At 32.6% G+C, this 22,967-nt stretch carries 23 protein-coding genes; 17 read left to right on the top strand and 6 right to left on the bottom strand.

All coding sequences use genetic code 11. The annotated features are described in order from the left end of the window. On the top strand, positions 1-705 hold the full coding sequence (locus tag LQ617_RS01455; RefSeq protein ID WP_025904934.1) for a response regulator: 705 nt from the start codon (positions 1-3) through the stop codon (positions 703-705). Positions 706-707: 2 nt separating this feature from the next. Here LQ617_RS01455 and LQ617_RS01460 read toward each other — a convergent pair whose 3' ends face one another. Then, a complete protein-coding gene (locus tag LQ617_RS01460; protein ID WP_025904933.1) occupies positions 708-965 on the bottom strand; it encodes a DUF2627 family protein in 258 nt (85 codons plus the stop codon). A 120-nt stretch (positions 966-1,085) separates the two neighbouring features. On the opposite strand from LQ617_RS01460, the gene LQ617_RS01465 reads away from it, so the two are divergent. The 9 genes from LQ617_RS01465 (at position 1,086) to LQ617_RS01505 (ending at position 10,542) form a co-directional block, all read left to right on the top strand. Further along, a complete protein-coding gene (locus LQ617_RS01465; RefSeq protein ID WP_239739303.1) occupies positions 1,086-1,976 on the top strand; it encodes a phosphate acyltransferase in 891 nt (296 codons plus the stop codon). A gap of 209 nt (positions 1,977-2,185) precedes the next feature. Further along, positions 2,186-3,286 carry a Glu/Leu/Phe/Val dehydrogenase dimerization domain-containing protein gene (locus tag LQ617_RS01470; RefSeq protein WP_025904931.1) on the top strand — a complete coding sequence of 367 codons (1,101 nt, stop codon included), beginning with the start codon at positions 2,186-2,188 and terminating at the stop codon, positions 3,284-3,286. Continuing rightward, positions 3,286-4,347 carry a butyrate kinase gene (gene buk / locus LQ617_RS01475; RefSeq protein ID WP_239739305.1) on the top strand — a complete coding sequence of 354 codons (1,062 nt, stop codon included), beginning with the start codon at positions 3,286-3,288 and terminating at the stop codon, positions 4,345-4,347. Before LQ617_RS01470 ends, buk begins: the two co-directional genes overlap by 1 nt. 11 nt (positions 4,348-4,358) lie before the next feature. Next, positions 4,359-5,771 carry a dihydrolipoyl dehydrogenase gene (lpdA, locus tag LQ617_RS01480; RefSeq protein WP_239739307.1) on the top strand — a complete coding sequence of 471 codons (1,413 nt, stop codon included), beginning with the start codon at positions 4,359-4,361 and terminating at the stop codon, positions 5,769-5,771. A gap of 14 nt (positions 5,772-5,785) precedes the next feature. After that, a complete protein-coding gene (locus LQ617_RS01485) occupies positions 5,786-6,784 on the top strand; it encodes a thiamine pyrophosphate-dependent dehydrogenase E1 component subunit alpha (RefSeq protein ID WP_206167005.1) in 999 nt (332 codons plus the stop codon). Then, positions 6,777-7,760, top strand: a complete 984-nt coding sequence (locus LQ617_RS01490) for an alpha-ketoacid dehydrogenase subunit beta (protein ID WP_239739309.1) — start codon at positions 6,777-6,779, stop codon at positions 7,758-7,760. Before LQ617_RS01485 ends, LQ617_RS01490 begins: the two co-directional genes overlap by 8 nt. 11 nt (positions 7,761-7,771) lie before the next feature. Next, positions 7,772-9,046 carry a dihydrolipoamide acetyltransferase family protein gene (locus LQ617_RS01495; RefSeq protein WP_239739311.1) on the top strand — a complete coding sequence of 425 codons (1,275 nt, stop codon included), beginning with the start codon at positions 7,772-7,774 and terminating at the stop codon, positions 9,044-9,046. 74 nt (positions 9,047-9,120) lie between these two features. Further along, the gene (locus tag LQ617_RS01500; protein WP_025904925.1) at positions 9,121-9,558 is read left to right on the top strand and encodes a BrxA/BrxB family bacilliredoxin; all 438 of its coding nucleotides are present in this window, start codon (positions 9,121-9,123) and stop codon (positions 9,556-9,558) included. A gap of 18 nt (positions 9,559-9,576) precedes the next feature. Further along, positions 9,577-10,542, top strand: coding sequence for an aromatic acid exporter family protein (locus tag LQ617_RS01505; RefSeq protein WP_239739312.1), 966 nt, complete (start codon positions 9,577-9,579; stop codon positions 10,540-10,542). Positions 10,543-11,537: 995 nt separating this feature from the next. On the opposite strand, the gene prli42 is transcribed toward LQ617_RS01505, so the two are convergent. Beyond that, positions 11,538-11,639: a stressosome-associated protein Prli42 gene (gene prli42, locus LQ617_RS01510; RefSeq protein ID WP_150527395.1), complete on the bottom strand. Its 102-nt coding sequence runs from the start codon at positions 11,637-11,639 to the stop codon at positions 11,538-11,540. A gap of 95 nt (positions 11,640-11,734) precedes the next feature. Between prli42 and LQ617_RS01515 the strand changes: the two genes are divergently transcribed. Both LQ617_RS01515 and gndA read left to right on the top strand, forming a co-directional pair. Further along, entirely contained in the window at positions 11,735-12,850 is a 1,116-nt protein-coding gene (locus tag LQ617_RS01515) for a M20/M25/M40 family metallo-hydrolase (RefSeq protein ID WP_204252626.1), read from the top strand. Positions 12,851-12,960: 110 nt separating this feature from the next. Continuing rightward, positions 12,961-14,364, top strand: coding sequence for an NADP-dependent phosphogluconate dehydrogenase (gene gndA / locus LQ617_RS01520; protein WP_025907031.1), 1,404 nt, complete (start codon positions 12,961-12,963; stop codon positions 14,362-14,364). A gap of 50 nt (positions 14,365-14,414) precedes the next feature. On the opposite strand, the gene LQ617_RS01525 is transcribed toward gndA, so the two are convergent. Together LQ617_RS01525 and zwf are read right to left on the bottom strand one after the other, a co-directional pair. Next, a complete protein-coding gene (locus LQ617_RS01525) occupies positions 14,415-15,275 on the bottom strand; it encodes an effector binding domain-containing protein (protein ID WP_191835598.1) in 861 nt (286 codons plus the stop codon). Between the two features lie 28 nt (positions 15,276-15,303). Beyond that, positions 15,304-16,788: a glucose-6-phosphate dehydrogenase gene (zwf, locus tag LQ617_RS01530; protein WP_037588201.1), complete on the bottom strand. Its 1,485-nt coding sequence runs from the start codon at positions 16,786-16,788 to the stop codon at positions 15,304-15,306. A gap of 195 nt (positions 16,789-16,983) precedes the next feature. Here zwf and rnz point away from each other — a divergent pair, with 195 nt between their 5' ends. Further along, positions 16,984-17,901 (top strand): ribonuclease Z, encoded by a 918-nt coding sequence (rnz, locus tag LQ617_RS01535; RefSeq protein WP_239739313.1) that lies wholly within the window; start codon positions 16,984-16,986, stop codon positions 17,899-17,901. Positions 17,902-18,083: 182 nt separating this feature from the next. Here the strand turns inward: rnz and proC are convergent, their stop codons facing one another. Then, the gene (proC, locus tag LQ617_RS01540; RefSeq protein ID WP_025907039.1) at positions 18,084-18,899 is read right to left on the bottom strand and encodes a pyrroline-5-carboxylate reductase; all 816 of its coding nucleotides are present in this window, start codon (positions 18,897-18,899) and stop codon (positions 18,084-18,086) included. Positions 18,900-19,038: 139 nt separating this feature from the next. Between proC and LQ617_RS01545 the strand changes: the two genes are divergently transcribed. Further along, a complete protein-coding gene (locus tag LQ617_RS01545; protein ID WP_239739314.1) occupies positions 19,039-19,794 on the top strand; it encodes an SDR family NAD(P)-dependent oxidoreductase in 756 nt (251 codons plus the stop codon). 42 nt (positions 19,795-19,836) lie between these two features. Here the strand turns inward: LQ617_RS01545 and LQ617_RS01550 are convergent, their stop codons facing one another. After that, a complete protein-coding gene (locus LQ617_RS01550) occupies positions 19,837-20,748 on the bottom strand; it encodes an aldo/keto reductase (protein ID WP_239739315.1) in 912 nt (303 codons plus the stop codon). A gap of 77 nt (positions 20,749-20,825) precedes the next feature. Here LQ617_RS01550 and LQ617_RS01555 point away from each other — a divergent pair, with 77 nt between their 5' ends. From LQ617_RS01555 to xerD, 3 genes are all read left to right on the top strand, one after another. Beyond that, the gene (locus tag LQ617_RS01555; protein ID WP_239739316.1) at positions 20,826-21,368 is read left to right on the top strand and encodes an NUDIX hydrolase; all 543 of its coding nucleotides are present in this window, start codon (positions 20,826-20,828) and stop codon (positions 21,366-21,368) included. A gap of 100 nt (positions 21,369-21,468) precedes the next feature. Then, positions 21,469-21,909 carry a ferric iron uptake transcriptional regulator gene (gene fur / locus LQ617_RS01560; RefSeq protein ID WP_025907044.1) on the top strand — a complete coding sequence of 147 codons (441 nt, stop codon included), beginning with the start codon at positions 21,469-21,471 and terminating at the stop codon, positions 21,907-21,909. 91 nt (positions 21,910-22,000) lie between these two features. Next, positions 22,001-22,915 (top strand): site-specific tyrosine recombinase XerD, encoded by a 915-nt coding sequence (gene xerD / locus LQ617_RS01565; protein ID WP_239739317.1) that lies wholly within the window; start codon positions 22,001-22,003, stop codon positions 22,913-22,915. The last annotated feature ends 52 nt before the right edge of the window (positions 22,916-22,967 follow it).

Below are 22,967 nucleotides of genomic sequence, written 5' to 3' on the forward strand. Positions count from 1 at the left end.
ATGGTAATTAAGGTAGCAATAATAGAAGACTCGAAAGCATATGTTAGTGAAATGGCACAATATTTAAAGAAACACGATATTGAAATTGTTAATATTGGATACAACGGTAAAGAGGCACTCGACATTTTAAATGGAGAAGTTTTCGATGTTCTTCTATTAGACTTAATCTTGCCACATATAGATGGCATGACTTTGCTTAAAAAATATATAAAACAAAATAAGCAATTTAAAGTGATATGTATGAGTGCTTTTGTGAGTGATGATGTCTTAAAAGAATCTGTTTCATTAGGAGTAGATTACTTCTTAATTAAACCTGTTGAGTTTGATGTCTTGTTAGATACGATACAACGTGTATTAACGACAACAGATTCTAATATAGAAGAAATGGATGCTTTAGATTTATTACTTGAGAAGATTGGATTTTCATCAAATTTAAACGGGTACGAATATATTAAATATGGTGTACACCTTATGCTTCAATATAATCGTAAGATGCCGTTAACTAAAGAACTATATCCTTTAATTTCTCAAAATTATAATATTCAAGCGAATAATGTGGAAAGGTCTATCAGACATGCTATTAAATTAGCTTGGGATAAAGAATTAAAGTCCTATTGGTATAATAGCGAAAAATTGTATGTACGACCTACAAATGGTGAGTTTTTATTACATCTATATGAAAAGTTTAAAAAAGAGACTAGGTAAGCCTAGTCTCTTTTTTTGGCATTTTGTTTCTTCATAAAATGTTCTTGTGCGCGTTTATTTTTCTTTTCACGATGCAGTATATAACCCCCAATGAACACTACACCAAATACAAAGAAGATAAAGCCTAATAAAAACTGTAACCAAATAAAATGTAATTGTGGAACAAGTTGTCCAAAAACAGCATCTCTCATCCATTTAATACCTAGTCCTGCAATGATACCTGGTATGACCAAAATGAGTAATGCAATATACTTTTGCATAAGTTAAAACTCCTATTAATTAATAACTTATATTATATATGAGATAATGAGTAAAAGTAAACATTAAAAAAATGGAATAAACGGTACAATTTGATTATGATAGTAATAGGAGGGGATTAAATGCTTTTTAAAGATATGATAAAAAATGGTCAAAATATATCAGCTACAATTGCTGTATGTAAATCAAATGATGAAGGTGTCATTAAAGCAATTGTAAAAGCGATTAAACATACAAAAGCTAGATTCATGTTGTTTGATGAACGACCACAAGATGAGTTGATCAGGTCATTTAATTTAACACATGAAGAATTAAATAGAATAGAAATTATTCAAACACTTAACGAAGAACATACTGTATCGCAATGTGTACAAGCTGTAGCAGATGGAAAAGCAGACTTAATAATGAAAGGATTAATTTCAACTTCAGAATTATTGAAAGAAGTTTTAAAAGATAAATATAACTTGAAGACCAACTATAGAATGAGTCATATCGCAATATTTAATATACCTGAGTATCACAAGATGTTAACCGTATCAGATGTTGCAATGAACATTGCACCAAATATCGAACAAAAAATTGAAATCACATCGAATTTAGTTTATTCACTCAAAAAAATTGGTATCGACTCACCTAAAATAGGGGTGCTTTCTGCAATTGAAAATGTAAATCCGAAAATGCAGTCGTCGGTTGATGCGAAAGAAGTGGTATCTTATCTCAATCAAGAAAAACCAGACCTTGAAATAGAAGGTCCAATTGCATTTGATGCTGCAATTAATAAAAAGGCATCCATTATTAAAAAAATAGATTCAAAAATATCAGGTAACGTTGATGGTTTAATCGTCCCTCAAATTGAAAGTGGCAATATTTTATATAAATCTCTCGTATATTTATCTAACGCTGATGTAGCATCTGTTATAATTGGTGCAAAAATACCCATAATTTTAACTTCTAGATCAGATTCATCACGAGATAAATTTCATTCTATATGTAGTGCGTTAATGCTTATTTAGTATATTATAATAACAAATTAATAACTATACTCTTTATTTCAAAGTATTGAAAGAGCTTACAATGCTTTTATATCAATAAAGATTGAATTTTCTAAAAATTTTTACTTTTTGTAAGCGCTATCATTTTTCGTCAATTTATTTGATAAATAAAACATTTCATGTAAAATTAGAAATGAAGTTATTATATTAAAGTTGAAAAGGGGATTATTATGTTATTTGAAACGATAGAAAAATATGACTATGAGCAAATAGTATTTTGTCACGATAAAAGTTCAGGATTAAAAGCAATCATTGCGATTCATGATACAACATTAGGACCAGCACTTGGCGGTTGTAGAATGTGGCCATATGAAAGTGAAGAAGAAGCTATTAATGACGCATTACGCTTATCAAGAGGTATGACATATAAAAATGCTGCAGCTGGTTTAAACTTAGGCGGCGGTAAAACAGTTATTATTGGTGATCCTAAAAAAGATAAATCAGAAGCTTTATTTAGAGCTTTAGGTAGATATGTAGAAAGTTTAAATGGTCGTTATATTACTGCTGAAGATGTAGGAACGACTGAAGACGATATGGATATTATCTTTGAAGAGACTGATTACGTAGTTGGTTTATCTGAAAGTCACCAATCTAGTGGTAACCCAAGTCCTAAAACTTCATTAGGTGTATTTGTTTCTATGAAACGCGCAGCTAAAGAAGCATTTGGAACAGATGACTTAAACGGGAAAACAGTTGCTGTACAAGGTGTTGGACACGTTGCTTACGAACTATGTCGTTATTTACATGAAGCAGGTGCTCAATTAGTTGTAACGGATATTAACCAAGAAGCTGTTGATAGAGTTGTAAATGACTTCAACGCTCAAAGTGTCGGTATTAATGATATTTATGATGTAGATGCTGATATCTTTGCACCTTGTGCTTTAGGTGGCGTATTAAATGACGATACTATTGCACGCTTAAAAGTTAAAGTCGTATGTGGTAGTGCAAACAACCAATTACAAGACATAGATGTACACGGTGCTCAATTAGAAGATAAAGGTATTGTATATGCGCCTGACTTCGTTGCTAACTCTGGTGGTGTTATCAACGTTGCGGATGAATTAGATGGATACAATGAAGTACGTGCTATCTCAAACATTGAAAAAATCTATGACCAAATGGATAAAGTATTTGAAATTAGTAAGCGAGATCAAATTACTACTGCACGTGCAGCTGAAATTTTAGCTGAAGAACGCATTGAACAACTGATGAATGTTAGAAGTAATTTCTTAAAAACTGAAAGATCTATCATTTCTAGAGGTAAAAAATAATGAAAAAAATTCTTGTACTTAATTTAGGAAGCACATCATCTAAAGTTGCAGTATTTAATAACTATGATATGTTATTTGAGGATGTTATCAGACATGATATCGATCAAACTAATCTTCCATTAATTGATCAAGTCCCATTTCGACTTGAAAGTATCAAGAACTCATTAAACCAACATCATATCTCACTACAAGCAATAGATGCTATTGCTTGTAGGGGTGGTGTTTTAAAGCCTATACAAGGTGGAACATATCTTGTTAATAACATCATGTATCAAGACTTGAAATCTTTTAAATATGGATTTCATGCCTCAAATTTAAGTGGTATTATCGGCTATACATTTGCTAAAGAATTAAATATACAGGCTTATATTGTTGATCCAGTCGTCGTAGATGAATTAATACCAGAAGCAAGAATTACTGGCATTAAAGGTATTGAAAGACGCAGTATCTTCCATGCATTAAACCAGAAATCAGTCGCTAAACAATATGCAGCTGATACGAACAAAGCATATGAAGATATTAATGTCATCGTCGCACATCTTGGAGGAGGTATAAGTGTAGGTGCTCATAGAAAAGGAAGAGTCATCGAAGTTAATGACGGCTTGTTAGGCGAGGGTCCATTTAGTCCTGAAAGAGCTGGCTCCATTCCAAATGATGCGTTAATTAAATGGGTTATTGATCACGATTTAAATGCTAAAGAAGCTAATAATGAATTAAGTAAAAATTCTGGGTTATTATCATATTTTGGTACAAATGATTGTTTAAAAGTAGAACAAATGATGGAAAATGGCGATAAAACTGCTAAACTTGTCTTAGATGCTATGTGTTATCAAATTGCTAAATCAATAGGGTCTTGCGCGGTCGTTTTAGAAGGTCAAATCGATCAAATTATCATAACTGGCGGATTAAGTTATTCAAAATATATCATAAATAAAGTAAAACAATATGTATCTTGGCTACAAAATGTTACTATATATAAAGGAGAAAAAGAAATGCACGCCTTAAATATTGGCGTAATGGACCTCTTACACGGTAAAATTAGTACCAAGTCATATGAATAAGGAGTAATACTATGTCTAAAGAATATGATTTAGTCGTTCTAGGTGGCGGTACGGCAGGCTATGTATCAGCAATTCGTGCTTCACAACTAGGAAAAAAAGTCGCAATTGTAGAGAAATTTAAGTTAGGTGGAACTTGTTTACATAAAGGTTGTATACCTACAAAATCATATTTAAAAACTGCAGAAATTTTAAGATACATACAACATTCAAACGAATATGGTATTAAAACTGCTTCAGCTGATTTTGAAATGACGGATGTTGTTGCTAAGAAAGATGAAACAGTTACTACGATGTACAATGGTGTACAAAGTTTGATGAAAAAATACAAAATTGACATTTACGAAGGTAATGGCAGAATTCTAGGACCTTCATTGTTCTCGCCTCAAGCTGGAACTGTATCTGTTGAATTTGAAAATGGCGAATCAGAACTATTCGTTAATCAACATGTATTAATTGCAACAGGGTCAAGACCAATTGAATTACCATTCTTAAAGTTTAACCATCAAACCATCATTTCAAGTGATGATATGATGCAATTAGAAACGTTGCCTGAAAGCATGTTAATTATCGGTGGCGGTGTGATTGGACTTGAATTTGCATCTTTATTAAATGATTTAGGTGTAAAAGTAACAGTTGTTGAAGCTGGGCAATCCATTATTCCTAACGAACAACGAGAAATCAGTAAAACGATTAAACGTAGCTTTGAAGAAAATGGCATAACCATTCATGAGAAATGTCCTTTATCTGAACAAGATGTCAACATACATGATAAACATGTAGATGTCACACTTCAAAATGAGCAACAAACTTTTGAAAAAGTATTAGTCGCAGTTGGTAGAACACCGAATACTGAAGATTTAGGATTGAACAACACAAAAATAAAGATCGATGATAAAGGCTATATACTAACAAATGATGTTTATCAAACTGATGATAAACATATTTATGCGGTTGGAGATGTCATCGGTAATTATCAATTAGCACATGTTGCAACTAAAGAAGGCACAATTGCTGTAGAGCATATGTTTGATCAAAATCCTATCACATTAGATTACTTAACAGTACCGAGATGTATATATACAAACCCTGAAATTGCTTCGATAGGGATGACTGAACAAGATGCAAAAGCGCAAAATATTAATTTCAAAAAGTTCAAAGTACCTTTTAAAGCGATTGGCAAATCCGTCATCGAAAATAATGGACTTGGTGAATGTATATTAATTAAAGATATAGACAATGAAAAAGTGCTTGGCATTCATATGATTGGTGCAAAAGTGACTGAATTAATTAATGAAGCAGCTCTATTTACATTTATGAATGGCTCTACTGAAGAACTAGCAACTACTGTACATGCACATCCTTCAATTGGAGAAGTGCTCATGGAACTAGGGTTAAAATCTGAGAATCGTGCTATTCACGTCTAAAGAGGAGAGATTAGATGTTAGATTATAAGACTGTCGGATTAACGCATGAAGACTTAAAAGAAATTTATAAATGGATGTTATTAGGTAGAAAAATTGACGAAAGAATGTGGCTACTTAACCGAGCAGGTAAACTACCGTTTGTTATTAGTTGTCAAGGTCAAGAAGCAACACAAATTGGCACATATTATGCACTAAAAGACGAAGACGTATTAGCGCCTTACTATAGAGATTTAGCTTTAGTTACAGCTCGTGGTATTTCTGCTGAAGAATCTATGTTAGCTGCATTTGCAAAACAAGGTGATACTTCAAGTGGTGGTAAGCAAATGCCATCTCACTTTAGTAAAAAAGATTTATCTATTTTAACGCAAGGTTCTTGTGTAACAACTCAAGTGTTACATGCAGTTGGCGCAAGTTTATCACTTAAAATGGATGGCAAAGAAGCGATTGCACTTGCTACTTTAGGTGAAGGTAGTACGAGTCAAGGTGATTTCCACGAAGCAATGAACTTTGCTGGTGTTCATAAGTTGCCATTTATTTGTATTATCGAAAACAATAAATATGCCATTTCGGTACCAAGTCACTTACAGTACGCAACAGATGATTTATCATCTAGAGCTGCAGGTTACGGTGCATTTGGTGAACAAGTGGATGGTAATGATCCTATAGCTGTTTATGAAGCAGTTAAACGTGCAAGAGAACGTGCAATAAATGGTGAAGGACCAACACTTATTGAAGCATTATGTAGTCGTTTAACACCTCATTCTTCAGATGATGATGATAATTATCGTCCGGCAGAAGAAATGAAAGAAGAAAAAGACAATGATTGTATGATTAAATTCAAAGAATATTTAGTTGAACATCAAGTTACAAACGATGAATGGTTCAGCCAAATTGAAGATGAAATTAAACAAGAAATCAATACTGCTACTAAAAATGCAGAAAAAGCACCTTATCCATTACCGGAAGAAGCTTTAACACATGTATATGATCAAGGAGGCGAAAAGAATGCCTAAGTTATCCTATCTTGACGCGATTAATCAAGCAATGGACCAAGCGATGGAAAAAGATAATAACGTATTTGTTATCGGCGAAGATGTTGGTCTAAAAGGCGGCGTATTTGGCGCAACTAAAAATTTATACAACAAATATGGTGAAAGACGCGTGATCGATTCACCTTTAGCAGAATCAAATATCGTTGGTGCTTCAATTGGTGCAGCTATGATGGGTAAAAGACCTGTATCTGAAATTCAATTTGCAGAGTACATCGTTCCGGCAACAAACCAAATTATCAATGAAGCAGCTAAAATAAGATACCGTTCTAATAATGATTGGGATTGTCCTTTAACAATTAGAAGTCCATTTGGTGGCGGAATTCATGGCGCATTATATCATTCTCAAAGTATTGAGAGTATATTCTGTTCAACACCAGGCTTAAGAGTTGTCATTCCATCATCACCATACGATGCTAAAGGATTACTTCTTGCGGCAATTGAAGATAATGATCCTGTATTATACTTTGAACATAAAAAAGCATACAGACTATTAAAAGAAGAAGTTCCAGAAGAATATTATACTGTCCCAATCGATAAAGCAGATGTTAAACGAGAAGGTTCAGATATTACAGTATTCACTTATGGATTATGTGTAAATTATGCACTTCAAGCAGCTGAAATATTATCAACTGAAGGTATAGATGCAGAAATAGTAGATTTACGTTCATTATATCCACTAGACAAAGAAACAATTATTAATTGTGCGAAAAAGACTGGCAAAGTATTGGTTGTAACTGAAGATAATTTAGAAGGTAGTGTCATGAGTGAAGTATCTGCCATAATAGCAGAAAATTGCTTATTTGATTTAGACGCACCAATTGCAAGACTTGCAGGTCCAGACGTACCAGCTATGCCATTTTCACCACCAATGGAAGATTTCTTTATGATGAATCCTGTGAAAATAGAAGAAAAAATGAGAACGTTAGCTGAATTTTAGGAGGTTAAATTATGGACGTGAAGATGCCGAAACTTGGAGAAAGTGTTCATGAAGGTACAATCGAACAATGGCTTGTTAAACCAGGTGACACAATTGAAGAGTACGATGCACTGTGCGAAGTGATAACAGATAAAGTAACAGCTGAAGTCCCTTCAACATTTAATGGAACAATTAAAGAAATTGTTGTAGAAGCCGGTGAAACAGTAGATGTTGGAACAGTTATTTGTACAATGGAAGTTGAAGGTGAAACATCAGAGGAAAACAATAATAGTGCTGATGAACAAACTGAACCAGAAGTAACTAAAGAAGAGCAACCTGCAAAAGCTGAAACACCTGTTTCTAATAAACCACAAGTAGGTCCAATGAATAACGGTCAATATTCACCAGTTGTATTTAAATTAGCAAGTGAAAATAATATTGATTTAAATAAAGTTAAAGGTACTGGTAATTTAGGAAGAGTGACTAAAAAAGACATTTTAAATGCGATTGAAAATGGTGTGCCAACTGAAGATGCATCATCTAAACAAGTAGATGCACCAGTTCAAGAAGTGGATGAAAATACAGTTCAACCAGAAACAACTTCTTTACCTGGCGATTCAATTCCAGTCAATGGTGTAAGAAGAGCAATTGCGAATAAAATGTTGCAAAGTGTTCATGAAATTCCACATGCTTGGATGATGGTCGAAGTTGATGCTACAGATCTTGTTAAAACAAGACAATATCATAAATCATCTTTCAAACAAAATGAAGGATATAACTTAACATTCTTCGCATTTTTCGTAAAAGCTGTTGCAGAAGGATTGAAGAAATATCCGATGTTAAATAGTACTTGGGCAGGCGATGAAATTAAAATTCATAAAGATATTAATATTTCAATCGCAGTAGCAAGTGAAGATAAATTATATGTACCTGTTATTAAAAATGCTGATGATAAATCAATCAAAGGTATTGCTCGTGAAATTAATGATCTTGCAACTAGAGGAAGAAAGCATAAGTTAACTTCTCAAGATATGCAAGGCGGTACATTCACAGTCAATAATACAGGTTCATTTGGCTCAGTATCATCAATGGGTATTATCAATCATCCACAAGCTGCTATTTTACAAGTAGAATCTATTGTGAAACGACCTGTAGTTGTCAATGATATGATCGGTATTCGTGATATGGTTAATTTATCATTATCAATTGATCATAGAATATTAGATGGTTTAATGGCCGGTGAATTCTTAAAATATGTAAAAGAAAGATTACAAAGTATGACAATCGAGAACACATCTATATATTAATAAAACCTTGTCATTGTTTTACCCTTAAATCTCCTGTAAAATAGACTTATCTATTATTACAGGAGGCTTTTTTTATGGAAATGGATTTCAATTTATATATGAATGATGTAGTTAATTCTGCGAGAAATGAAATAGAAGCGGCTGGATACAAACAATTAACAACTAAAGAAGAAGTTGAAGAAACTTTCAACAAACCAGGTACAACATTTGTTATGGTTAATTCAGTTTGTGGATGTGCAGGCGGTATCGCAAGACCAGCAGCACAACATGCGTTACACTATGATAAATTACCAGATCAATTAGTAACTGTATTTGCTGGTCAAGACAAAGAAGCAACAGAAACAGCACGTGATTATTTTGAAGGTTATCCACCATCAAGTCCATCATTTGCTTTTCTAAAAGATGGCAAAATTGTCAAAATGATTGAAAGACATGAAATCGAAGGTCACGATCCAATGAGTGTTATTACAAACATTCAAGCACTATTCGAAGAGTATTGCGAAGAAGTGTAAAGGAACGGTTCATTTCTTATGCAAATAAAACCGTACAGAATAGGATATAGAACATTAAAAACTGCCCTAGGGATGACATTAGCTGTCATCCTTTCTAGGTTAATCGGCTTAGATAATTATGCATCCAGTGCTATTCTTGTTGTATTATGCATTAAGGATACAAGAGTTAAATCATTTGAAGCTGCAATATATAGATTTGTAGCATGTTTTATAGCAATTTTGATAGGTTCAGTATTTTTCACTTATTTAGGAAGTACACCTATTATACTTGGTATTATGGTGCTTTTATTTATACCCGTAACAGTCATGATTGGTGTACAAGAAGGAATTGTAACAAGCTGTGTTATTATACTTCATCTGTATATGGCTAAAACGATTGATATGAATGTTGTCGTAAATGAAATTTTATTACTTGTAATTGGTATAGGTATAGCTTTAATCATGAATATGTTTATGCCAAGTTTAGATTATAAACTTAACAATTATAAACGCAAAATAGAAGACGACTTTATATTAATAACCTTTATTTATAGTCAATGCTTACAAGATCCAAATAAGAAAATTAATGTACCGTCATTTGATATCGTTTCAGAAAATATTAGAAAAGCTAAATCATTAGCATTTAGAGAAGTTAAAAATCATTTTGTGAGAAATGAGAACTCTTACTATCATTATTTTGATATGAGAGAAGAACAATTAACTTTATTAAAAAGAATGAAAAAATTAATCGAATCCATGCAGCACAGTCAGCATGCACATCATTTATGTAGTCAATTGTTATTAGAAGTATCACAAAACGTACAAGGAAACGATTACTCACTCATGAGATTGCATAATCTATATGACATTAAAATAAAATTACAATCTATCGAGCTACCAAAATCACATCAAGAATTAGAAAGTATCGCAGCACTATTTCAACTATTAAACGAAGTAGAAGAATACTTACTAATCAAATCACAATTCGGTAGCCTTAAGAAGTAAAAACGCAATGCTATATGGCATTGCGTTTTTTGTGTATATAGTGGGGGGAGATGTGAGTTTATGTTGACTTTAACTCACATCTTTCACAATCTCGTGAGTTTATGTTGACTTTAACTCACATGTTTTTCAATCTCGTGAGTTAATGTTGGCTTTAACTCACATCTTTCACAATCTTGTGAGTTAATATTGCCTTTAACTCACATCTTTTCCAATCTCGTGAGTTAATATTGTCTTTAACTCACATGTTTCCTAATCTTGTGAGTTAATGTTGGCTTTAACTCACATCTTTTCCAATCTCGTGAGTTAATGAGGTATTTAACTCACATCTTTCCTAATCTCGTGAGTTTATGTTGCATTTAACTCACATCTTTTCCAATCTCGTGAGTTAATGTTGACTTTAACTCACATGTTTCCTAATCTTGTGAGTTAATATTGCCTTTAACTCACATCTTTTCCAATCTCGTGAGTTAATGTGGGATTTAACCCACATGTTTCCCAATCTCGTGAGTTAATGTGGGATTTAACCCACATGTTTCCCAATCTCGTGAGTTAATGTGGGCTTTAACTCACATGTTTTCTAATCTCGTGAGTTAATATTGTCTTTAACTCACATGTTTCTTAATCTCGTGAGTTAATGAGGTATTTAACCCACATGTTTCCTAATCTCGTGAGTTAATGTTGCTTTTAACTCACATGTTTCCTAATCTTGTGAGTTAATATTGTCTTTAACTCACATGTTTCCTAATCTCGTGAGTTAATGTTGTCTTTAACTCACATCTTTCACAATCTCGTAAGTTAATATTGCCTTTAACTCACATGTTTCCTAATCTCGTGAGTTTACTTTGTCTTTAACTCACATGTTTCACAATCTCGTGAGTTTATTCTGTCTTTAACTCACGAGTTCCACGTATTCTAATATTACCTAATTAAAATTTGTATCTCTCATCCCAAAAAAAGCGCTACTCATCATGAGCTAGCGCTTTTGAATTATATTATTAATTTAATAGGAATGGTAAGATACCTGATAATACAAGTGCAGCTACGATTGCTACTAACATTACGATGATTATGATTTTACGTACATTCTTATTTCCCATGATAACCCTCTCTTTAAACATTAGTTTTGTATATATTTATCAACTATTATACACTAGATTATGAGATATTTAAATAAATGAAAAGAGGGACAATCATGATTAATGAAGAAAGATTATTAAATACTTTTATGGAACTTGTAAAGGTAGATTCTGAATCTAAAAATGAAAGAAAGATTGCTGACTTATTAAAGCAAAGGTTTACGGATTTAGGTTTAGATGTTAAAGAGGATGACTCTCAAAGTGAAACTGGTTATGGTGCTGGTAATTTAATTTGTAAATTAAAAGGTGAAGATTCTAGCAAGACACCGATTTATTTTACAAGCCATATGGATACTGTTACACCTGGTAATAATATTGAACCTGAATTACGTGAAGATGGTTACATTTATTCTAAAGGAGAAACAATCTTAGGTTCTGATGATAAAGCTGGTTTAGCTGCAATTTTAGAAGCTATTCAAGTTATTAAAGATAACAATATTCAACATGGTGATATTGAGTTTATCATTACAGTTGGTGAAGAATCTGGTTTAGTAGGTGCTAAAGCTTTAAATCCTGATGATATTCAAGCGAAATATGGCTTTGCTATTGATGCGCCTGGTAAAGTAGGTACAACTGTTGTAGCAGCTCCTACACAAGCTAAAATAGAGGCTATTATAAAAGGCAAAACAGCACACGCTGGATTAGAACCTGAAAAAGGTGTTTCTGCGATTAATATTGCTGCTAAAGCTGTTAGTCATATGAACTTAGGACGTATCGATGAAGAAACAACTGCTAATATCGGTAGATTCGAAGGTGGAACAGCAACAAATATCGTAAGCGATCATGTATATATTTTAGCAGAAGCTAGATCTTTAGATGACGAAAAAATGAATCAACAAGTTACACATATGAAAGAAGCATTCGAGAAAACTGCTGAAGAATTCGGATGTTCTGCTGAAGTTAATGTACAAATTATGTACCCAAGCTTTAACTTAACTCAAGAAGACGATGTTGTTCAATTAGCCGTTAAATCTTCTGAAAAAATTGGACGTAAAGCAGACCTTGTTAAACTAGGTGGCGGATCTGACGGAAATGTTATTAGTGGATTCGGAATTCCTACTGTTATTTTAGGTGTTGGATATGAATATATTCATACAACAAATGAACGTATGCCAGTTGAAGAATTACAAAAAATTACAGAACAAATCGTTGCAATTGCTGAACTTGCATAAAAATTCAGTATGTAAACGTATTCATTTGAAATTAAAGACTTTATAGACGAAAAATGTATTCAAACTATGTTAAAATGTACTAGAAAATGAAAAAAAGTGAGGTTAATTTCATGACACAACAAATAGGTGTAGTTGGTTTAGCTGTAATGGGTAAAAACTTAGCTTGGAATATTGAATCACGTGGTTACTCAGTTTCAGTGTATAACCGTTCAAAAGAGAAAGTCGACCAAATGGTTGAAGAATCACAAGGTAAAAATATACATCCAAACTATTCAATCGAAGAGTTTGTAGATTCATTAGAAAAACCAAGAAAAATTTTACTTATGGTAAAAGCTGGTGAAGCAACAGATAAAACAATCGATAGCTTATTACCATTATTAGATAAAGGCGACATCCTTATCGATGGCGGAAACACTAACTATTTAGATACGATTCGTAGAAATCAATACTTAGATGAAAGTGGAATAAACTTCATTGGAACAGGTGTTTCAGGTGGAGAAGAAGGTGCTTTAACTGGTCCTTCAATTATGCCTGGTGGTCAGAAAGAAGCTTATGAATTGGTAGCACCAATTTTAGAAAGCATTTCTGCAAAAGCTAGCGATGGTTCTCCATGTGTAACATATGTTGGTCCAGACGGTGCTGGTCACTATGTAAAAATGGTGCATAACGGTATTGAATACGCAGATATGCAATTAATCGCTGAAAGTTATGACTTAATGAAACGTGTATTACACATGGATCATAAAGAAATCGCTGAAACGTTTAAATCATGGAACGCTGGCGAATTAGAAAGTTATTTAATTGAAATCACAGGCGAAATCTTTAATAAATTAGACGAAGATGGTACACCATTAGTTGAAAAAATTATGGATAAAGCTGGACAAAAAGGTACTGGTAAATGGACTTCGATCAATGCTTTAGAATTAGGTATTCCATTAACAATTATTACTGAGTCTGTATTTGCTAGATTTATTTCTTCATTCAAAGATGAAAGAGTTAAAGCAAGCACAGCGTTTAATCCAGAAGTAACTGAGTTTGATGGTGACAAAGAAGCATTCTTAGAACAAATCAGACAAGCACTTTATATGAGTAAAATCTGTAGTTATGCACAAGGATTTGCTCAAATGAAAACTGCTAGTGAAACAAATAACTGGAACTTAAAATTAGGTGAGTTAGCTATGATTTGGAGAGAGGGTTGTATCATCCGTGCGCAATTCTTACAAAAAATCAAAGACGCTTACGATAATGATTCATCATTAACAAACTTATTATTAGATCCTTACTTCAACGATATCGTTGCAAAATATCAAGGTTCATTAAGAGAAGTATCAGCGACTGCAATCAAAGCAGGAATTGCAACACCTGGTTTTTCTTCAGCAATCAATTACTTTGATAGTTACCGTTCAGAAGATTTACCTGCCAACTTAATTCAAGCACAACGCGATTACTTTGGTGCGCATACTTATGAACGTAAAGACAAAGAAGGTATTTTCCATACTGAATGGACTAAATAATTTGATATAACAAAACAACCCGTTATCTCCAAGAGATAGCGGGTTGTTTTTTAATTCATACTTTTATGATCAATAGGTATCCAAAGTTGTACTTTAGAAGTTTCTTGATCAAAATTAACATCAAGAGGGTATACCTCAACATAAAAATCATCATGTAAATAAGGCATTTTAAGTTGCCATTGATTTTCAATATGGTGCCAAGCTTCACTCACTACAAAATCTAATTCACCTTGTAAATTAAACGTCGCGAAATGATGTCCAGGTAAATAGTAATTATCTAAATGACCTGGATATCTTTCACTAGGAACACCTACAAATACTTCGAGTCCATCTACAAGTGGTCTTCGAATAACGAATAGTTGATTAGGTTTAACATCATTATATTTAATAAAGTCTTCTATGTAATTATTCTCTAATAACATTTCTAATAAGTCAGGTATTAAAAAATGATTATCTAGTTCATTTGAATGATAATGATGATTCTTTCCTACTAACTTTAAATCATCTTTGTACTGTAATGAATAATTTAACGGCTCTGTTTCTGTAGAAGTTAATTTAATAGAGACTCTTTTTTTAATTTTAAGCATAGATTGATGTGTCTTCGTTTGTAGCGGACTTATGCCATGATATGCATTAAAATCATGAGCGAATGCATGTGCATCTCTGTATCCATACTTTAAGGCGATATCTAAAATACGTGTATGACCACTTAAAATATCAAACGCAGCTTCAGTCATTCTTCTAGCAAGTTGATATTCAATAGGTGTCATACCAATAACCATCGTAAATGATTGATTCAAGTGAAAAGGGGACTTTTCAACGTGATCGCTCAAAGTTTGTAAATCGATATCGCTCAATAGATGATCTTCAATGTACACAATTGCTCTTTGTAAATCTTTAATTACTTCCAATGTTCAGTCACTCCTGTTGGCGGAAAGATTAGTTAATATCGTCCCACCATTTAAATCCATCAATAGACAATAATAATTGACTCTTAATCGGTCCATTGGTACCCGCTCTATAATTAGGGAACGGTGCTTTATCATTGTCCCACACATTTTGTATCACATCTACATATTTCCAAGTTGCTTTTAATTCTTCCCAATGCGTAAAGTTTGTTGAATCACCTTTAAGACAGTCGAAGATTAAGTTCTCATATGCATCAACTGTATTCATTTTATCTTGTGCACTCATTGCGTATGATAATTGAACAGGTTCTGTTTCTATGCCTTGAACTTGTTTTTTAGCATTTAAATGTAGTGAAAGACCTTCATTAGGTTGAATATTAATCACAAGTAAATTAGATTCTAATTCTGAATCACGTTGATAATATAAATTCATTGGTACTTCTTTGAATTCAACAACGACTTGAATACCTTTTTTCTTCATTCTTTTACCAGTTCTAATAAAGAATGGTACGCCAGCCCATCTGAAATTATCTATCAATACTTTACCTGCAACGAAAGTAGGGGTATTAGAGTCATCTGCTACTTTATCTTCTTCTCTATAGCTTCTAACTTCTTCGCCTTCAATTTGACCTTTATCATATTGTCCTCTAACAAAGTTCTGTTTAACTTCTGACTCATCTAAAGCTCTAATTGAACGCAATACTTTTACTTTTTCATTTCTAACATCTTCACTGTTTAAACTAATAGGCGGTTCCATTGCTAATAAAGCAACCATTTGTAACATATGGTTTTGGAACATATCTTTTAATGCACCACTATTTTCATAGTATCCACCACGATCTTCTACACCTAATATTTCAGATGATGTTACTTGAATATTAGAAATATATTTATTATTCCATAATGGTTCGAACATCGCATTCGCAAATCTTAACACTTCAATGTTCTGTACCATATCTTTACCTAAATAATGGTCGATTCTGTAAATTTCTTCTTCTTTAAATGAACGTCTAATTTGTTCATTTAATTCTTCAGCAGATGCTAAATCTGTGCCGAAAGGTTTTTCAATAATTAAACGTTTGAAACCGTCAGTATCTGTTAAACCTGAAGATTTTAAGAAATCCGTAACAGTTCCAAAGAATTGAGGTGCCATTGCTAAATAAAATAATCGATTACCTTCTAATTGATATTGTTCATTTAACTCATTTGAAAAAGCTAATAATTCTTCATAACTAGAAGGGTCACTAACATCGTGCGATTGATAAAACACATGTTCCATAAATTCATCTAACTTGTCTGTATTCTGTACATGTTTCTCTACTGAAGCTTTAATTTCATTTCTGAACTTTTCAGTAGTCCAATCTCTTCGACCAACACCAATTATTGCGATGTGCTCGTCTAATTGATTTTGTTGATATAAATGAAAAATAGATGGGAATAATTTACGGTGACTTAAATCACCTGTAGCCCCAAATATTGTAATTAAGCATGGAATATTTCTAGTTTCGGTTGTCATTTATTTACCTCGATTCTCTAACTTTTTCACAATTTACAATATTAATTATTATAACATGTTAGTGATTGATATTCTTCCATTTGAACTGTTAAATTTTCAATTTATTCAGTAAGTTGTATAATCATCATCATTTTTATGTATTTTTATAAATCATTGTACGATACATGTTATAATAATAACGTAAGGAGGAAGACGATGGAACTCACATTTTTAGGCACAAGTGCCGGATTACCGACTAAAGAAAGAAATACACAATCAATTGCCTTTAATTGCCTACCTCACGTCAATCAACTATGGTTATTTGATGTTGGTGAAGCAACTCAACATCGAATATTACATACTGGCATTAAACTTGGCAAAATAAGTCATATATTTATTACGCACTTACATGGTGACCATATATTTGGATTACCTGGATTATTAACAAGTCGTTCCTTCCAAGGTGGTAAAGATAAACCTTTAACAATCATTGGCCCTAAAGGTATAACAAAGTTTATACAAACGGCATTAGAAATTTCTCAATCAAATTTAAATTACCCGATAACTGTAAATGAATTCAACACGGAAACCGAACTTAATATCGATGGCTTTCAAATTAAAGCTTTACCTTTAAAACATGGTATATTATCTGTCGGTTATCGTATCACAGCACCTGATATTGAAGGGAAGCTAGATGTTGAAAAACTTAAAGCAATCGGAATAGAGCCTGGACCAAAATATCAAGAAGTAAAAGCAAACGAAACTTTTGAATATGAAAATCAAACTTATCAATCTAAAGATTTCAAAGGTCCTAAGAAAAAGGGGAAAGTGATTACAATCTTTGGTGATACGATGCCATGTCAAAATGAACATATCCTTGCTCAAGATGCAGACGTTATTGTTCATGAAACAACGTATATCGAAGGCGATAAAAAATTAGCCAATTCTTATTATCATAGTCATATTGAAGATGTCTTTCAATTAATGACTGATGTTAATGTAAAAAAAGGTCTATTCACACATTTATCTAATCGATATGAATTAGAAGATATTCAAACAGTTGAAGCCACATTGCGTTCAACTGTAAATCATGACTTTAAATTTGTAAAAGATTATGACCAATTTCAAATATAAAAGGGAGCGGGACAGAAATCTAATTTGTATAAAAAGATTTCGTCGTCCCGCCCCGGCAAGGATGACTAGAGTTGAAAAAAGCTTGGTACAAGCGCATTTTCAATTCAGTCAGCTACTGCCAAGATGATAAAAAAGACTGAGACATTACATTATGTCCCAGTCCCTTTTTGTAACTTATTCAATTAATCTTCATCCGCTTCTGCAAGTTCGATACTTCTCTTAACAGCTGCGTTTAAACAATCTAAGAAAATAGCTTCTATGTCATGGTTGCTTAACGCATTTAAACCAGCTTGCGTTGTACCACCTTTAGACGTAATATTTTTACGTAATTGATCCATTTTCAAATCAGAGCGTTCGATCATTTTACCTGTACCAATAATCAACTCTTTAATAGACTCTTCAACTTGAGATTGTTCAATCCCTAATTTAGTACCAGCATTTACATATTGTTCAAATACATGATATAAGAATGCAGGTCCACTACCAGTAATAGCTGTCACTTGATGTAAATGATCTTCTTTAACTTCTAATGCTGTACCGAAAGCTTCAATAAGCGTTAATACTTCTTGCTTAGAATTAGGATCGAAGTTTGTAGAGAAACTAATACCCGTTACTGAATGCCCAACGTGCGCATTCGTATTCGGCATTATTCTAGCAATTGGATTATCGACTTGTAAATTATCTCTAATATAACTAATCGGTAAACCAGCCATAATTGAAATGAATTTATTATCACTCGTTATGAAAGGTTTAATGCGTTCAGCTAATTTTAAGAAATCATAAGGTTTTGTACTTAAGAATACATAATCTGCATCTTTTAACAATTCTTCATCATCATAACTATAGCTAACGCCTAAAGCTTCATGATAACTTTCCAATGCTTCTTGGTTCGACTTATTTGTTAAATAAATATTTTCAGGTTCAATCGACTTACTGTTAACAATTCCAGTGAATATCGCGTTTGCCATATTACCAGATCCATAAAACACAATTTTCATAATAAAATCACTCACTTCCATATGAATTCATTTTAATTATAAAGAAATATAATCTTATGTCAAAATTGCTTGTATCGTATTTAGTTTTTTTGAAGTGTTATGATACATTATACATAACAATGAATAAAGGATGAGTTAAATGATCGGTAAACATTATTTATTAACTGGTGCCACAGGTTCACTAGGGGAGAGCTTGATACAATCATTGAATAATCACGGTGCTTACGTTTCAATAATTGTTAGAAATGTGGATAAAGCCAATCATTTAATGACGGCATATAAAAATATTAAAGAAGTATTTGTATTAGATATGAATGACACCGCGCAAGTCGAACAATTTAATCTTGCACAGAACAATACGTATGACGGGATTATTAATAATGCTGGGTTAGGTTACTTTAAATCTAATGAGGCACATACAAATGAGGAAATTAAGGACATTTATCATACGAATCTCGTCAATTTAATTATTCTATTGAACCGTATATTACCTTATTTAAAAAGAGGGGCATCAATCGTTAATATTTCATCGATTTCTTCTAAAGTGACAACACCATATGGCAGTCATTATGCAGCGTCAAAAGCAGCTTTGAGTAGTTTCACAAATGCTTTAAGACTTGAACACGAAGATTTACATGTACTTAATGTCAATCCAGGACCTTTCAAATCACAATTTCATGCTAAAGCAGACCCTTCAGGTCACTTTGAAAAGCTCACATCTCAAATACAACTTAATGTAGAAGATTTAAGCGAACAAATTGTTAAAAGTATGATTAAAAGAAAAATAGAAATAAACGAACCGAAATGGATGGATTTAGGATTGAGATTTTATCAATTAGCACCTCGTACATTGGAAAAATTATTTAAACAAAGTTTTTTAAGTAAAAAGATATAAATAGAGTCTGGGAAAATTAATCTTCTCCCAGACTCTTTACTTTTAAACTAAGTGATTTGTGTATTCAATATTTTTTACTATTGAACGAGCGTGCTTAATTTGAGCTTCTGATAATGTTCCATTATAACTTTGGATACTCTCAGCTAATTGCTCTGGAGAACTTGCACCTGTAATAATAGATCCAAGTGCGTCAAATGATTTCAAATAATTAAATGTAACACTTGATAAGTCATCATATTCTTTATTCAGTTGAGAAATGGTATCCGATAAATCATTATAATTATATTCTAGTAAGCCATCTTTAAATTTACGATCTAATACTTCGTTTGATTTATGAGTTAATAAACCTTTAGAAACTGGACCTCTCGCTAATATTTTGACACCATGTTCGTTAATTTTTTCAATAAGACTTTCAGGGCGATTATCTAAAATACTAAATTGCATCATAATTGTTTCAATGTTGCTGTTTTTCAAGTAATAATCGATCACATTAGGTCTAATTGACGAAATACCATATGCTTTTATAAGACCTTGTTCTTTTAATCTTTCGAATGCTTCTATTGTTTCATCTTTGTTATCTTCAATCGTACCGCCATGTAACATATATAAATCTAATTGTTCAAGATCCAATCTTTGTAATGATTCTTTAATGCTTTTCATAATGTGTTCTTTAGAAGGATCCCAAAAGTGCTCTTGTTTATCTTTATCAAAATGATTACCGACTTTTGATCCAATGACAATATCTTGTTGATTTTGATATTTTTTCAAAAGTTGTCCTACGATTTTTTCATTCTCACCGTAATCATATAAATCAGCTGTATCAAAATATGTGATACCTTGTTTGATTGCTTCATCAACAATTGTTTCTGCATGGTTGATATCTGTTCCTAAACTCATACAACCTAATCCGACTTCTGAAATTTCAATGCCATTTTTCAATGTATTCTTTTGCATATTGAAGCTCCTTTCGCTACACTTTATTTATTAAGTTTACCAGATAAATTATTTTAATGAAAAGAGGCACACTTATAATGAAACTAACTGAAGAAACGATTTCGAAAGAAACAATATATGATGGTCGTATTATTAAGCTGGAAAAACATCAAGTAACACTTCCAGATGGGCAAACGAGCGAACGCGAAGTCGTATTACATAATGGTGCAGTATCTGTATTAGCTATAACACCAGACAATGAAGTATTAGTGGTGGAACAATATAGAAAAGCAATGGAAAAGACATTAATCGAAATTCCTGCTGGTAAATTAGAAATAGGGGAGGAACGAGAGTCAGCTGCACTGAGAGAATTAGAAGAAGAAACAGGATACGTTGCAGACAAATTAGAACTCATCGGTGAAGTATATGGCTGTCCAGGCTTCTGTAACGAGAAAGTAAGTGTTTATATCGCGAAAGATTTAAAAGAAGGAAACGCAAATTTAGATGAGGATGAATTCTTGAATTTAACTAAAATTCCAATTGATCAAATACAGTCTTTATTATCAGAACATAAAATTGAAGATGCAAAAACAATGATTGCCTTCCAATACTTATTATTAAATTATAATCATTCTAAATAAAAAGATATTTTTTCTTGCTTTTTGAGAAGATTATTGGTATTTTAGTATACGAATACATTACTAATTGATAATGATTATTTTTTAGAAAGAAGGTGTCAAGTTGGAAGAACGCATACAACGTGTGAAAGAACAATTACACAAAGCTTCCTACAAACTAACTCCGCAAAGAGAAGCGACAGTTAGAGTATTACTTGAGAATGAAGCCGATCATTTAAGTGCAGAGGACGTTTACCTAAAAGTTAAAGATAAGGCACCTGAGATTGGTCTCGCAACTGTCTATCGTACGTTAGAACTATTAGCAGAATTAAAAGTAGTCGACAAAATTAACTTTGGCGATGGTGTTGCTAGATTCGATTTAAGAAAAGAAGGGGCAAAACATTTTCACCACCATATGGTATGCATGGAATGTGGCGCAGTTGATGAAATCGAAGAAGATTTATTAGAAGACGTAGAACGTCGTGTTGAAAAAGAATTTAACTTTAAAATTTTAGACCATCGATTAACTTTTCATGGTATTTGTCATAGATGTCACGAAGAATAAATCTATAATGGACGTTACTAAATGAAGTTTTATACTGATTTTAGTGATGTCTTTTTTTATGGTAAAATAATGACAACAATGAGGTGAATTCATGGAACAAATCATAAATGAGTTTATAGATTTTATAAGATTAGAAAAAGGTTTGAGTCAAAATACAATCCAATCGTATCAAAGAGATTTAAAGCAATATAACCAATACATAACTGAACATAAAATTAGTCATATAGACAATATTGACCGTATTGTGATACAAAAATATTTTGCGCATCTTAAACAAGAAGGCAAATCAGCTAAAACAATTGCGAGATTAGCAGCGACGATTAGAAGCTTTCATCAATTTGCGATTAGAGAAAAATACGCCGTTAAAGATCCAACCATATTGATTGAAACACCTAAATACGAACAGAAACTTCCAGATGTATTGAGTGAAGATGAAGTGAACCAACTCTTAACATTTACACATATTACAAATCCTAGAGATGAACGTGACCGAACGATGCTTGAATTTTTATATGGTACGGGCGTTCGTGTAAGTGAATTGATTCAATTAAATGTGGAAGACGTCAATTTGACGATGGGATTTATTAGAGTGTTTGGTAAAGGAAATAAAGAACGAATCGTACCGCTTGGTGAACATTTAATGGGCATTTTAAGAAATTACATTCAAGAAGTTCGACCAAATTTATTGAAGAAACATGTTACAGATATATTATTCTTAAATGCGCGTGGTACAGCTTTAACGCGACAAGGATTTTGGAAAATATTAAAAAAAATCGGCTTAGAAAAAGGGATAACGAAAACTTTAACACCTCATACTTTAAGGCATTCTTTTGCGACGCATTTGCTTGAAAATGGTGCGGACTTGAGGGCAGTGCAAGAAATGCTCGGACATTCCGACATTTCTACAACACAACTTTACACACACATCTCTAAGAAACAAATACGCGAGATGTATTTAACGTATCACCCTAGAGCCAAGAAGGAGAAGAAAAATGAAGAACAATAAACAACAACAAAATGAATCAAAAAAATATGTCACTTTAGCAATTTTATTAACA

Source organism: Mammaliicoccus sp. P-M59 (assembly GCF_022386135.1).
Classification (GTDB): Bacteria; Bacillota; Bacilli; order Staphylococcales; family Staphylococcaceae; genus Mammaliicoccus; species Mammaliicoccus sciuri_A.